This window comes from Desmonostoc vinosum, assembly GCF_059505385.1.
On record NZ_JCACKM010000234.1, the window covers coordinates 90,854 to 105,575 of the forward strand.

13 protein-coding genes are annotated in these 14,722 nt (G+C 39.8%); 9 read left to right on the forward strand and 4 right to left on the reverse strand.

Annotated features, from left to right (window positions below):
* Window positions 1–201 precede the first annotated feature (201 nt).
* The 3 genes from AC5JMF_RS27140 to AC5JMF_RS27150 all read left to right on the forward strand — a co-directional run bounded on the left by AC5JMF_RS27140 (window position 202) and on the right by AC5JMF_RS27150 (window position 2,897).
* Window positions 202–753: a COG3650 family protein gene (locus AC5JMF_RS27140; protein WP_495798814.1), complete on the forward strand. Its 552-nt coding sequence runs from the start codon at window positions 202–204 to the stop codon at window positions 751–753.
* Window positions 754–795: 42 nt separating this feature from the next.
* Entirely contained in the window at window positions 796–1,323 is a 528-nt protein-coding gene (locus AC5JMF_RS27145; protein ID WP_495798815.1) for a hypothetical protein, read from the forward strand.
* 902 nt (window positions 1,324–2,225) lie between these two features.
* Window positions 2,226–2,897, forward strand: coding sequence for an Npun_F0296 family exosortase-dependent surface protein (locus tag AC5JMF_RS27150; protein WP_495798816.1), 672 nt, complete (start codon window positions 2,226–2,228; stop codon window positions 2,895–2,897).
* Between the two features lie 140 nt (window positions 2,898–3,037).
* Here AC5JMF_RS27150 and AC5JMF_RS27155 read toward each other — a convergent pair whose 3' ends face one another.
* Complete coding sequence (locus tag AC5JMF_RS27155) at window positions 3,038–3,202, reverse strand: hypothetical protein (RefSeq protein ID WP_495798817.1); 165 nt, start codon at window positions 3,200–3,202, stop codon at window positions 3,038–3,040.
* A 7-nt stretch (window positions 3,203–3,209) separates the two neighbouring features.
* Complete coding sequence (gene petN, locus AC5JMF_RS27160) at window positions 3,210–3,299, reverse strand: cytochrome b6-f complex subunit PetN (RefSeq protein ID WP_012408302.1); 90 nt, start codon at window positions 3,297–3,299, stop codon at window positions 3,210–3,212.
* Between the two features lie 404 nt (window positions 3,300–3,703).
* Here petN and AC5JMF_RS27165 point away from each other — a divergent pair, with 404 nt between their 5' ends.
* From AC5JMF_RS27165 to AC5JMF_RS27190, 6 genes are all read left to right on the forward strand, one after another.
* Window positions 3,704–5,215 (forward strand): AAA family ATPase, encoded by a 1,512-nt coding sequence (locus AC5JMF_RS27165; protein ID WP_495798818.1) that lies wholly within the window; start codon window positions 3,704–3,706, stop codon window positions 5,213–5,215.
* A 137-nt stretch (window positions 5,216–5,352) separates the two neighbouring features.
* A complete protein-coding gene (locus AC5JMF_RS27170) occupies window positions 5,353–5,874 on the forward strand; it encodes an SH3 domain-containing protein (RefSeq protein ID WP_495798819.1) in 522 nt (173 codons plus the stop codon).
* Between the two features lie 43 nt (window positions 5,875–5,917).
* Entirely contained in the window at window positions 5,918–6,025 is a 108-nt protein-coding gene (locus AC5JMF_RS27175) for a DUF6888 family protein (RefSeq protein WP_495798820.1), read from the forward strand.
* 163 nt (window positions 6,026–6,188) lie between these two features.
* On the forward strand, window positions 6,189–6,269 hold the full coding sequence (locus AC5JMF_RS27180) for a DUF6887 family protein (RefSeq protein WP_495798829.1): 81 nt from the start codon (window positions 6,189–6,191) through the stop codon (window positions 6,267–6,269).
* 446 nt (window positions 6,270–6,715) lie between these two features.
* Window positions 6,716–9,742: an exonuclease subunit SbcC gene (gene sbcC / locus AC5JMF_RS27185; protein WP_495798821.1), complete on the forward strand. Its 3,027-nt coding sequence runs from the start codon at window positions 6,716–6,718 to the stop codon at window positions 9,740–9,742.
* A 534-nt stretch (window positions 9,743–10,276) separates the two neighbouring features.
* The gene (locus AC5JMF_RS27190) at window positions 10,277–12,808 is read left to right on the forward strand and encodes a bifunctional diguanylate cyclase/phosphodiesterase (protein ID WP_495798822.1); all 2,532 of its coding nucleotides are present in this window, start codon (window positions 10,277–10,279) and stop codon (window positions 12,806–12,808) included.
* Window positions 12,809–12,937: 129 nt separating this feature from the next.
* Here AC5JMF_RS27190 and AC5JMF_RS27195 read toward each other — a convergent pair whose 3' ends face one another.
* Together AC5JMF_RS27195 and AC5JMF_RS27200 are read right to left on the reverse strand one after the other, a co-directional pair.
* Window positions 12,938–13,393 (reverse strand): pentapeptide repeat-containing protein, encoded by a 456-nt coding sequence (locus AC5JMF_RS27195; protein WP_495798823.1) that lies wholly within the window; start codon window positions 13,391–13,393, stop codon window positions 12,938–12,940.
* A gap of 393 nt (window positions 13,394–13,786) precedes the next feature.
* On the reverse strand, window positions 13,787–14,668 hold the full coding sequence (locus AC5JMF_RS27200) for an alpha/beta fold hydrolase (RefSeq protein ID WP_495798830.1): 882 nt from the start codon (window positions 14,666–14,668) through the stop codon (window positions 13,787–13,789).
* Window positions 14,669–14,722: the final 54 nt, after the last annotated feature.

Genomic DNA, 14,722 nt, shown 5'->3' on the forward strand with positions numbered 1-14,722 from the left:
ATGTTTGAGCAAGTTATTTTGCAGGGATTTACGGCAAACTGTCATCATTATTTGTTGTCATATTGATATTTGTTGCCTAAAGCTCTTTAGTTACTAAAAGGTTGTTACGCTAACTTTTGATACACATCTCTATATGTAAATTTAGTGAAATTACTAGTAAAGACTAAATTCTCTGTGAGATATGAAAAGTACAGTAAACCAATGAAAAAACTTTTGCTTGGTTTGATTGTTTTTCTAGCTACAACAAATTTATTTGGTTCTTCCGCGCGATCGCAACTCCAAAATATTAAATCTCACAAACAAGTGATCAAAGCCAAACTTGTAGCCTCAGAAACTAAGCGTGACACTCAGTTAGAAGCCGCGCTTCGCCGTCAATATCCAGAATCTGAGAATGAGGAAAAACACTACTCCTACAACAGAGTTGATTTGAACGGTGATGGGCAACCAGAAGTATTAGTGCTTTACCACAGCCGGAGATATTGTGGCTCTGGTGGTTGCCCAGTACTAATCTATCAAAAACGTGGACAATCTTATCGGTTGATTACAGAATTTGCCGGAGGAGTTCCGGTTGTTGTTACCAAGCAGAAAACAAATGGTTGGAATGATTTAGTTGTACCAGGTTCAAAAAGTTATAGCTTGTTGCGTTTTAATCGTCGCAGCTATTTTGAAGATATTACTGTGCGTGCAAATGCAACAATTTCTGGAACTGGGTTTATATACGATGGCTACTCCAAGCCTGGTATAAAGTTTTAGAAATATTTTCAAGGTTTAAATATTCGTAAGGATAACTGAGTTATGAGCAACGATTCAAATAAATACATTAGAAAGTATAAACAACTTTTTACTCCACCAATTTCTCTTTTAAAAGTTAGTAAAAATTCTGACTTTTATCCATCAAAGATACTACTTGGTACATTTCTTGCCGTTTCCTTTAACATGGCTGCTGTAGCTTGCCCAGAGCAGAATATAGAGAGGCAAGATTTCTCAAAAGCAACTACCAAAATACTTGTAGAAACAAGCGATGGTAAAAAGTTTAGCTGTTGGTCTGAGTTCCTAAAATCTCCGGGCTTTAAGTTTCAAGGTTCTAGATATGATGTTGCGATTCATTGTCACAAAAGCCTCACAATTTACTCTCATCTAGATGAGATTTATGAGGTAATTGTTGATGATGGTGGAGATAAAAGCGAATATAAAGCAGACTTTTTAGGCGATAAATACGAATGTAATGCTCAAGGAGAAACTATGATTAAATCTTGGATTTACAAGCGTGGAGCAAACGTAATTAAACAAATGGGTTATAGTTATACTCCCTACAAATGGTGAGGTTTTTGATAACAAGATGATAACGGTTATGCAATCATGATTGCTCAAACAATCTAGTGCTGTTCTACTGTTATAATGCTGTTTACTTTTTAATAGCGATCGCGCCTAGTTTTGGGGGAAAATTCTGATTAATTGCAGCAATATCGCTTCCAAACTTTGCAAAGCTGCATTAGTAGTTCTTTGATGCTCCTCAAAATTACGCTGATGCCGTTCTGAACTCTCCTAAGAAATACAGGTAATAGGGAAGAAACAAAAAGAGTGTTTCTTTCGCCCTTCCCGTAGGTGCGCCTTCGTTGGAAACTTACGTAACTATGCCCAACAGCTTAGGAGCATTCAACTTTCGGGGGTTTGCAATCTTGCGTAAATAATGACATTTAATTTGCGCTTGTAAACTTTGCATTCCTCTGTTTGAGATTTTTAATTTTATTATACATATCTGCGTATTTTACCCTTGTTACTGATGTCACGCTATATATCTCATTTTTTACTAAAAAATGCTCTGGCAAGGCGGGAAATAGCCTTCACTTAATCTTCAAAAATATTTTCGTATATATACTATGTATTTTTCTAGTAGAAGAAATCAAAATTGAGATTACAGGGTAGAAAAAAGCAACTTATATCTGACAATCTGTTGTGGTCAACACTAAGCTGTTACACATTTAAATTGCACATCAATTGATGAGGTTGTCCTTTGTCCTTAGTAAATAAAAATGACTAATGACCAATGATGGTCTACACGGAAAATAGTACAAATGTAGGCGCATTAGCTTATTCATATATAAGACCGGATGAGCTTGATTCTTTTCTAAGTGATTGGATTGATCAACCCAGCTTTTCATAGCTAGGTTTCCAGAAAATATCGATTTTTATTCTCTTGAGATTTTTAGAGGTTTATTACTATAATGCTGCAAAAATTATCTTTAGCTGTACTGGGAACAACTGTTGTAGTCATGAGTGCAAATCCAGCTAGCGCCGTGACAATGCAAGTCAACAGTGGTATGTTTTCTAGCTACTCTGATGCCAAAACTGTCACCTTTGACGATGGCACAGCAAATGATCCCAATGGATTTGTTACTTACTCTAATATTACTACTAACATTGTTCAAGGTAGTGTCGCTAGTCAATATGCTTCACCTTATGGGGATGATACCAAATTCTTAACAATTGCTCCATCAGGTAGTGGTGTTGCAGGCGACAGTGATTTTGTGAATATTAAATTCAAAGAAGCCATTAATTACTTTGGTTTTTATGCAGGCTCATTAGATAGCTACAACTATATTGACATTTATAGCGGTGGTCAGTTGTTAAAGACTTTTAGTGGTGCAAATGTACCAACTGCTATAGCTGATGGTAGCTGGACTAGCTCTGAGGCTAATATGTTTGTTAATCTTGTAGGTGAGGCAGACGAGAAATTTGACCAAGTTGTAATGCGCTCAAACGGTATTGCTTTTGAAACAGATAACCACGCCTATAGACTAGCCGGTCAGAGTGTTCCTGAACCTAATGTGATGTTAGGTGTGTTAGCAATAGGTGCTTGTGGTATTACTTCACTCTTCAAACGCTTACAACATTAAGTAACAGTGAAACGATGAAACGATAAATTTATTTGTCTGTCTCAGAATTTACAACTGCTATGTGTGTAACCCACATAGCAGTTTTTTAGTTTAAGTGTTCTTTTGTGGTACGAACAATGCTTTATTTGCTACAAGGAAAATTATCGCCGCTTGGGATTACTGCTGCGTCGAAGTTCACGTTTTTCATCTTCTCGACGACGGCGATCGCGCCAATCTGATAGCGTTAAATAACCAACACCACCAGTGACTGCTACCAACAGCACTAAAGCAAACAAAGCCAAAATACTCAGGAATGGATTTTCCACGATACCTCTACAGTCCGTTGCGTCCCCAAACTACCATTGCAATTGACCAAGTAAACACAACCAGCAATGATACCCAGCCTAGTGTCAGAATTTCCATAGTCCCACTTTTTTATTTACAAAACGTCTCTAATATTTATCATACTGGGAATGGGGAACTCGGGGCCCCCGCTCCCAGAGGGAGTAGGGATTAGAGGTAATAGGGAATTGGGACGCGGAGAAATTTTCTCCCTCATCCCCCTCATCTCTTTCGTAAGCGAATTACCAAGCTTCTTCAAGACTCAGCGCTGGATACACTGAGGAAGTATTCTAAAATATGTTCGGGGTTTAAAGCAGAATTCTACAATTTTTCTGTTCTTCACCCAATCCCCAATCCCCAGTCCCCAATCCCCAATCCCCAGTCCCCAATCCCCAATCCCCAGTCCCCAATCCCCAGTCCCCAATCCCCAATCCCCAATCCCCAGTCTCCAATCCCCAATCCCCAATCCCCAATCCCCAGTCCCTATGAACTTCCGTGAAGAGTTTAAATTACTGCTCCGTGCGCGTTATCCCTTGATTTATATTCCCACTTATGAAGAGGAACGGGTGGAAGCGGCTATTCGGGAAGAAGCAGCAAACCAAGGTAATCGTCCAGTGTATACCTGGGATTTTGTTGATGGCTATCAGGGCAACCCTAATGATGCTGGGTTTGGTCGTCGTAATCCGCTGCAAGCTTTGGAATTTGTGGAAAAATTACCAGCTGCTGCACCGGCGGTGTTGATTTTAAGAGATTATCATCGGTTTTTAGAGGATGTGGCGATCGCTCGCAAACTCCGCAATTTTGCCCGCCTGCTCAAGTCTCAACCGAAAAACCTCGTTTTATTATCGCCGCGCGTGGCAATTCCTGATGACTTAATGGAAGTTCTTACAATCTTGGAGTTCCCTTTACCTGCTGAAAGAGAAATTAAAGCGGAAGTAGAACGTTTGTTAGCTGCGACTGGCAACTCTTTGACTGGGAAAGTTTTAGATGATTTGGTGCGCTCTTGTCAAGGACTTTCAATGGAACGTATTCGCAGAGTTTTGGCCAGAGCGATCGCTACTCACGGAGAATTACAACCGGAAGATGTAGACTTAGTTCTGGAAGAAAAGCGCCAAACTATCCGCCAAACCCAAATTTTAGATTTTTACCCCGCAACTGAGCAAATTTCCGATATCGGCGGACTGGATAACCTCAAGGATTGGCTGATTCGGCGGGGAGGTTCATTTACTGAACGGGCACGTCAATATGGATTACCTCACCCCCGTGGTTTAATGTTGGTGGGGATTCAAGGAACTGGTAAATCATTAACAGCAAAAGCGATCGCCCATCACTGGCATTTACCTTTATTACGTCTAGATGTGGGACGGTTATTTGGTGGTTTGGTAGGTGAGTCGGAATCTCGGACTCGCCAAATGATTCAAGTGGCTGAAGCCCTTGCTCCCTGTGTATTGTGGATTGATGAAATCGATAAAGCCTTTTCGGGGCTGGGAAGTAAAGGTGATGCGGGCACTACTAGCCGCGTGTTTGGTACTTTTATTACTTGGTTAGCTGAAAAAATCTCACCTGTGTTTGTTGTTGCCACTGCTAACGATATCCAAGCTTTACCCCCAGAAATGCTGCGTAAAGGGCGGTTTGATGAAATTTTCTTTGTGGGTTTGCCCAGTCAGGATGAGAGAAAAGCTATATTTAATGTGCATTTGTCTCGACTACGCCCCCATAACCTCAAAAGTTATGATGTGGATAGGCTAGCATACGAAACTCCTGATTTTTCCGGGGCTGAGATTGAGCAAACTTTGATTGAAGCGATGCACATTGGATTTAGCCAAAATCGAGATTTTACAACAGATGATGTTTTAGAATCTGCGAGTCAAATTATTCCTTTGGCACGAACGGCTGTAGAACAAATTCAGAAACTACAAGAATGGGCTGCTGCTGGTAGGGCGCGTTTAGCCTCGAAATACAATCCTTTAAGCGAACGCCTCCGGCACGCTACGTGAACGCATTCAGCGACAGTTGCAATAATGGTGAGTATAGAGTCAACGGTCAGTAGTTCATAGTCTCAGAGTTTTTGACCATTGACCATTGACCATTAATCATTGACTATTGACTATTGACTGTTAACTATTGACTAATTATGTTATCTAATTTACTTAAGTTTATACTCGGTTTCTCGCTGGCGATCGCTGTGTTAATGGGTACGGGGTTTGCCACTGCTCTTTATTTTATGAATCGAACCGCCATACCACCGGCTAAACCCATTTTTGCGAATGATAATCCCCAAGCGAAGGGTAAGGATACAAAACAGGCTAAGGCAGAAACTACATCTAACCCCAAATCTGAGGCTCAGGCTGAATCTTCGCCTACCTCTACCAAATCACCTGAAGCTACCCCATCGGCAAAACCATTACCATCAGGAGCTTATCGAGGGCGCGTTAGTTGGTCTGAAGGCTTGATTTTACGCTCAGAACCAAGGCAGGAAGGTCAACGTATTGGTGGAGTGGCTTTTAATCAAAAAATTATCGTTTTGGAAGAAAGCAAGGATAAAACCTGGCAAAAGATCCGTATCGAAGATGGTGAGCAAGAAGGTTGGGTGAAGGCAGGTAACACCCAAAAAGTTGATGAACAAGAGGAAGCAGAAAAACCAGAGGAACAATAGACGCGATAATTGAGGAGACTTACGGAACTCACACACTTTTTCTATGCCCACACAAGAACAACTTAAAACAAGTTTCATCCTGAGCTACTGGACTACAAAAATGTATCTACCAATATATTTAGTAACTGTTGATAAGCTAAAAAACATCTAAATTACATAATCAAATTAAATAAAACTCTTGTGGAGTGGGCATCTTGCCCGCTCTAATTATGCAAGTTATATGTGGAACAGCTTAGACGTACAAAAAATATTGCTTTTTTGGCTGGATAAGAGTTAGAGATAATCGTCTATCCCAACGGCAATTGGAGATTTGTATGAGTAACAAACCTGATTTCAACACTTTATCTCGTGCTGAACTTTGTTCATATATTCTTGAGAATAGAAATGATGAATAAGCTTTAGAAATCTATTTAAATAAATTTCAAAATCCAACCAGCCCAATACACCCAGCACCAAAAACAATTGAGGATTTAGAATCTTTTCCAAATTTACATCAGGAAGAAATCGAACGCCGTCATCACGCCTAGCCACAACCAAGCAAAAGTCCTTCTTTGCGTTCTCTTCTCTGCGTCTCTGCGCCTCTGCGTGAAACAAAAAAATATTTATGCAAGAGGTCTATTATTAAGGGTCATGTGTTTGCTCTGGTGACATGCTAAATCATTTGATTTTTATCTGATGGCAGCAAAAATTATTCAGCCAATAAAAAAGTGATCATTTAATTGTTAATTTTTGTAAACTTAAGGTCTTAGATACTAGAAACCTGATATCTAGATAGCTAAACTAACTAAGAGTGCATCTGTACTGTTATTTATTTAAAAGTAGATGTGGCGCTATAGCCTCGATGATCCCAGTACAACTTATCCTCAAAAACTTCCTTAGTTACCGTGATGCAACTTTAGATTTTCGTGGTTTGCATACGGCTTGTATTTGTGGTTCTAATGGCGCGGGTAAATCTTCCCTCTTGGAAGCAATTACTTGGGCAATTTGGGGCGAAAGCCGTGCTGCTGCTGAGGATGATGTCATCCATGCAGGCTCAAAAGAAGTTCGGGTTGATTTTACTTTCCAAAGTAACGAACAAAAATATCGGGTGATTCGCACACGAATTCGGGGTGCTAGTAGTGTCTTGGAATTTCAAATAGAAACACCTTCAGGCTTTCGCCCTCTCACTGGCAAAGGAGTCAGGGCAACGCAGGATTTGATTCTAGAACATATTAAATTGGATTACGATACTTTTATCAATTCTGCTTACTTGCGTCAAGGTCGTGCAGACGAATTCATGCTCAAGCGCCCCACTGAACGCAAAGAAATTTTAGCAGAGTTGTTAAAGCTCAACCAATACGATGAATTAGAAGAACGGGCAAAAGAATCTTCGCGGCAGTTTAAAGCACGGGTTGAGGAATTAGAACGTTCTTTAGACTCGATCAAAGTTCAACTGCAACAGCGTGAGACAACCCAAGCGCAAAGAGACGAGTTAGAAGCTGAACACAACCAATTACAACAAGTACAAGCTTTTGACACTATTCAATTACAAAGTTTACAAGTGGTGCAGCACCAGCGCCAAGGCTGGGAGCAACAGTTGAGCTTTGTCAGGCAGCAGTACCAAAATCTTACCCAAGATTGCGATCGCCTCCAACAAGAGCAGTCAGCAATTGGTAGTCAGCGAGCAGATTTAGGGGCAATCTTAAATCGGGAAGCTGAGATTAAAACCGGATATACTCAGTATCAAAATTTACAATGTCAAGAAGAAGCCTTTGCTACTAAATTTGAAGCATACACCCGTGCTGGGCAGACTCGCCAACAAAAGCAACAACAACTGCTCAAACAAATCCACGAAATCGAACGGCAACTACAACAAGCCCAGGCTCAACTAGAAGCTTTGGGGCAACAAGAGCGCGAAATTCAGCAAACTCTGACAAAATCAGGTGAAGTAGAAACGGCTTTAGCACAGCTAGCCGCCGCACGTCGCCATGTTGCTCATTTAGATCAACTACAAATGCAAGTGGCTCCTTTGTTGCAACAACGAGCAACTTTACAAAGCCAACTAGATCGTACCCAAGCTGGTTTAGTAGCACGACTCGAACAACTACAAGCTACCGAAGATCAACTGCAACGCACCTCACGCCGTCAACCACAACTCCAACAAGCGGTAATGGATGTAGCAGTGCAAATTGAGGAGTTGGAGAAAAAACGGGTTTACCTGCAAAGGGTACAAGAAAAAGGACAAGAAAGGCGTCACTTCATTGAACGTCTGCAAGCACACCAACGAGACTATGAAAAATTACTAGGAGAACTAGAGCAAAAACTGCAAATGCTCCAGAATCCTGATGCGCTTTGTCCCTTGTGCGAACGCCCACTAGATGAACACCACTGGAACCGCGTGGTGGAAAAAACTCAAGTTGAGTTACAAGATACTCAAGGGCAATTTTGGGTGGTGCGAGAACAAATGGCTGTTTCGGACAGAGAAATTCAGGTACTGAGGCAGGAATACCGTGAAATATCGCAACACTTGGCAGCTTACGATACCTTGCGCGAACAACGGGGACAGTTGGCAGCCCAGTTAGAAGCAACAACAGATGTCCAACAACAATTACAGCAAATCGCCCACGAAAAGCAGCACTTAGAGCGATCGCTACAAGCTGGTGATTACGCGCCCAATCAACAAGCTGAGCTACAACAGCTCAATCAATATCTGCAACAACTCAATTACAATGAACAAGACCACGCTTTGGCTCGTAGTGAAGTAGAACGCTGGCGCTGGGCAGAGATTAAACAAGGGCAGATTAAGGATGCTACAAAGCGACAAACACAATTAGCTATTCGCAAACCAGAGTTACAAGCCACTATTACTCAATTACAAACCAGAATTAAGCAAGAGGAAATAGATTCTGATTGTGCCAAACAAATCGCGGCACTTGATCGCCATATTGCTGAGATTGGCTACAGTTCAGAGCAACACAATAATTTACGTCTGGCTGTTAAGCAAGCTCAATCTTGGCATTTGCGCTATCAACAATTGTTATCGGCTCAGCAACAGTACCCCCAACTGCAAGTAAGATTGCAAGAGTTGGAGAGTTCGAGAAATGCCAGATTAACTGAACGGCAGCAACTTGCAAATCAAATCGAAAGTATTGTCCAACAGCTAGAAGCAACAGCCAATCCCACAGCCCAAATCCAAGCTATAGAGCAACAGCTGGCAATACGTAGGCGGCAACTTGATGAGCAAATAACCAAGTTGGGACGTTTAGAACAACTGGCTCATCAGTTGGAAACGTTGCAAATTCAATATGAACAACAGCAGCAACAACTACAAGCTGCGAAAAAACAACATCGTATTTATCAGGAATTAGCGCAAGCTTTTGGTAAAAATGGTATCCAAGCACTGATGATTGAGAATGTGCTTCCGCAACTAGAAGCGCAGACAAATCAATTACTGTCTCGTCTGAGTGCTAATCAGTTACATGTACAATTTATTACGCAAAAAGCCGGACGCAGTGGCAAGTCAACAAAGAAAAACGCCAAGCTGATAGACACATTAGATATATTAATCGCTGATGCCAGAGGCACGCGAGCTTATGAAACTTACTCTGGTGGGGAGGCATTTAGAATCAACTTTGCTATCCGTTTAGCTTTAGCGAAATTATTGGCACAACGAGCAGGAGCAGCATTGCAATTGCTGATTGTCGATGAAGGGTTTGGTACCCAGGATGCTGAAGGATGCGATCGCCTGATTGCAGCCATAAATGCGATCGCTTCTGATTTTGCTTGCATCCTCACCGTTACTCATATGCCCCATCTCAAAGAAGCCTTTCAAGCCCGAATTGAAGTTAATAAAACTCAGCAAGGTTCACAACTGCATCTGTTAATTTAATAATTTGTGTGCAAAAAAACAGAAAAACTCAAAAAGCTTAAGTTCCATCTCAAAATCTAGATTTTCACTGGTAAAGATGGTTCAAAATTGGCAATTATGACCAAGTAGATGGTTATTATATGCTTACTTGTTTTGATAGAAATAGCATATTTATAACGATTGAGAGTTAGTACAAGAAACAACAAATAAATACGTGTGTTTACCAAGTTGATTGATTGCAAGTTTTTAGACTCAGGCTGTGTTGGTATCAATAACATGAGTCCAATATACCCTAAACTTTCATTACGACTTCGTGGTACTTGTATTTAATTTAACACGATTTTTGCTGATGTATAAAATCTGTCATTATAATAATTAGAAAATTTTTTACTAAATTATAAAAACAGAGTTTAAATTAACTTTAAGAAAGGAGAAAAATAATATTAAGATCTAAAAAAAGTTTCAATATCCCTAAATAAAAAGCAAGTGCTGAGCAATTACTAAAAAATATATAAACATAAAAATCATAAATCATATAATAAAGCAGAGACTACAATGGTACTGTTGATGCTTGGTGTATTTACCTGCTTAGGAGCAAAATTCCTCGCCCTATGTATCTCCAAATCTCTATGGTCACTAAAAAATATTAACTTTGACAAAGTTAGTAAAAACGACAAAAGTAAAGCGAAAAAAACTCGCAAACGGACAAAAAGAATAGCTCTAAATTCTAGCGATCGCTACCTAGATGCACTTGTAAAAGTAGAAAGTTCCCTACTAACTTTTGATGGTAGTACCAATTGCTACATAAAAGTTTTGCAAATTTTAGGAAAAGTTTGCAGAGCTAATCGGATTTATATATGTGAAGTAAATAATCATGAAAATGACAATTTAGAAATTCATCCCAAAGCAGAATGGTGTGCCAAAGGTATGCAGTTGCGAAGTGACAACTTTTGTTGGCAAAACCTTGCTGATAAATGTTTTTCACATTGGTTACACAGACTAGTAGAAGGCAACATCATTACCGACGTAGTGACAGAATTTAGTAAATCAGAACGTGAGATTTTAGAACAGCAAGGTGTAAAAACGATCTTGACTTTACCAATCATTGTCAAGGATCAGTTTATAGGTTTTATTAGCTTTGATGACTGTATAGTAGCGCAGGCTTGGGAAGTGCAAGAAATAACATTTTTGCAAGCAGTAGTGGGTGCGCTATCCTTGGCAAATGAACGCTTGTTAGTAGAAGATGCAATACAAACAGTCATTTTCCAAAATAAAAATTTTACTTCTCAATTGGAAAACACCATCTGGGAGCGTACTGCCAAATTACATGCAGAGATTGCAGAACGTCAGCGTGTACAAGCTGAACTAGAAAAACTTTTGTCTTTACAACAAGCAACCCTGGAATCTGCAAATGATGGGATTTTATTGCTAGATAGTCAAGGCAAAATTACGGGTTTTAATCAAAAGTTTATCCAAATTTGGGGTATTCCTGAGTCGTTGATGAAGTCAGGAAATTACAAACAAGCACTCAGAGTAGCACTAAAACAGTTAGAAAAACCCAGAAAGTATCTTGCCAGAATTAAGGAAATATACCTGACTTTAGAGGCGCAAACTGATGATAGTAATGATGCGATCGCATTTCAAGACGGGAGAGTATTTGAGCTTTATTCTCAACCGCAGTGCTTTGAAGGCAAAATTATTGGTAGAGTTTGGAGTTTTCATGATGTTACTGCCTACAAGTATGCAGAAGCCAAAATTCGTTATCAAGCTTCTCATGATTCTTTAACAAATCTACCTAATCGATTGCTATTCAATGAACAACTTGCAGAATCGTTAACACAAGCTTGTCAAAGTGGTAAGAATTTAGCTGTTTGTTTTTTGGATTTAGACCGCTTCAAAACTATTAACAATACATTAGGTCATGTTGTCGGTGATCAATTATTGCAAAATGTCGCCCAACGTCTCACAACATGTCTGCGATCGGGTGATGCCATTGCCCGTTGGGGTGGTGACGAATTTATCCTAATTTTACATGAAATTAGTGATGCTAAAGATGCTGCTTATATTCAAGAGCGGATATTAGCAGCTTTCAAAACTGGATTTAATATAGAAAATCACTGCCTGCACATCAGCGCTAGTGTAGGAGTCGCTCTCTATCCCATCCATGGAGAAGATGCAGAAACCCTAGTTAAACATGCTGATGCTGCACTGTATCGTGTTAAATTACAAGGACGCAACAACTATCAAGTTTATAACTCGGCTATCAATTCACACACTTCAGAATTATTAATCTTAGAAAACAGTTTGCATTATGCTTTAGAACGGCAAGAATTTGAAGTTTACTATCAACCACAAGTTAAGACTAGTACGGGTGAGATTCCTACGATGGAAGCTTTACTGCGTTGGCAACATCCTGAACTAGGTTTAATTCCTCCAGAAAAATTTATTCCCCTTGCTGAAGAAACGGGATTGATTGTTCCCATTGGCGAATGGGTTTTAAGAACTGCTTGCGCTCAAAATAAAGCTTGGCAAGAAACTTTTGGCTTATCATCACTATCAGTAGCTGTTAACCTTTCGGTAAGACAATTTAAACAACCCGATTTAGTTAATATGGTGGCACAAATTCTATCAGAAACTAAATTGAAACCCCATTATTTGGAACTAGAAATTACCGAAAGTGTTGCTATGCAAAATATAGCTTTAACCAAAGCCATTCTGAGTGAATTGTGTAATCTTGGTGTTTCTCTCTCCATTGATGACTTCGGTACTGGATATTGCTCTTTAAGTTATCTCAAGAATTTTCCTATTCATTCATTAAAAATTGATAGATCTTTTGTGCGCGATTTAACTAGTGATACTAACGACGCTGCTATCACAACTGCAATCATCGCTTTAGCTCACGGACTCAATCTTGCAGTCGTTGCTGAAGGAGTAGAAACTGAAGAACAACGTAATTTATTACGAGTTATTGAATGCGAACTCATGCAAGGGCATCTTTTTAGTCATCCTGTATCTGCTGAGGATGCCTCAATATTATTAAGAAAGTGGAAATCTCACAAAATTAATACAACCTATCTAGTTGCGTAGCAGTCCCCAGTACCTAATCCCAAGTCCCTTTGACATTAAAGGAGTCAGGATAATTACATATCCTGACTCCTAACTTCTTGCTTAACGAAGCAAAATTGTATCTATTTCAATCTACTTATTTGCTTGGCTCTAATCCCAATCGGGGATTTGTGCATCTTCACCACCAATACCGATGCCGGTATTATATATTTCAGCATCAGTAAGATTGAGGTTATTCATTGATGCTCCATACACATTTGAATCGTTGATTGTAGCCTTAGTAAAATTAACCCCATTGAGATTAGCTTGCTTGAAGTTGACATTAGTCACAAACGCGGATGTTAAGTTAGCGCCTTTCAAGTTAGCACGAGTGAGATCAGCACCTTCAAGATTGGCTCCAGTAAGGTTGGCTCCTTGAAGATTAGCTCCTCTCAAGTCGGCACCAATTAAATGAGCGCCACTGAGGTTAACTCCTGATAGGTTGCACCGATTACATTCCCCAGTTGAAAACAGTTTTTGTAAATCCTGCGGATTCTCTGCTTGAACCGAGCCAGAGAAAAAGAGGGGAGTTGCTAAGGCTATGGCCGCTAGTAGCTGGAGTTTCATAATTTTCCCCCTTTATAATCAGTATTGCGTCCGTTCTTTCCCTCACGGCTCTATTATCTCACTAAACTGCTTGATGATTGTAGATTGACCTCACAATTTGGTTGTGATATGAAACCAATATTATGAAACTACCAAAAATATTATTTGCGCCCATTTTAAGCTGTTTTTGACCAAAAAAGTCTAAAAAATAGCCACTATTAAATTAGTGTTAAAATTCTTAACGTGTTGCACTACTGGGCAGAGATTGCCTAGATTTTATAAGTATTTGTACTCTGTTAACCTGCCATTTTTTTCTTTATCATTCCTGGCGGTAAAAAATCGGAAGTTAGCCAAACAGATTAGTCATGTAGCATGGGATAACTTCCTCACCATGTTGGAGTACAAAGGGGATATCTACAGTTGTGAAATACATAAGGATAACAGAAAGTCTCGCATGTACTGATTAACTAACTCAGGCTGTTCTTGCTGTACCCAATGACTACAATTAGGTATATATTTAATTTGCAGATCTCTAACATAAGCTGCCGTACCGTAGGTTAATTCTTTACCTAGTGCAGCATCATTTTCTCCCCAAATCATCAATGTTGGCACTTCCAAAACGCCCCAATCTTGATTGAACATTTTCTGCTGAAAGATATTGCGGTAGTAGTTTAACATCGCGGTAATTGCGCCACGTTTGGCAGCAGCATTTTTGTATGCATCAATATCTGCTGGCGAAAATGCATTTTTATTAACTGCCATTCCTTTAAGTGCCATTTCAATAGCTCGATAATCTAAAGATTGTAAGAGTAGTTCTGGCAAAAATGGTAGTTGAAATAGGAAGATATAATTACTACGTAAAAGTTGTTGTGGAGTGCGTAAACTTTGGGCAAACTTGGCTGGATGAGGTAAGTTAAGTACGATTAATCGTTCTACCAGATCAGGATATTGATAGGCGAAATTCCAAGCGATCGCACCACCCCAATCATGTCCTACTAATACACATTTTTGATATCCTAATCCTTGAATTACTCCCTTAACATCTGCGACAAATTCATCCATAACATAAGCTGATTGCTCTTTTGGCTTATCACTATCGTTGTACCCACGCAAGTCAAGAGCAACAACTCGAAAATCTTTGGCAAATTCTTGTATTTGATGCCGCCAAGAGTACCAAAACTCAGGAAAACCATGCAACATCAACATCAAGGGGCCTTCTCCTTGAGTGACATAGTGTAAATTAATTCCGTTGGTGGGGATAAATTCGTGTTTCCAGGAAGTTTCGACTACAGACATAATTAAATAATTCGTAATTCGTAATTCGTAATGACGCGACGCTCCTGTGTCGCT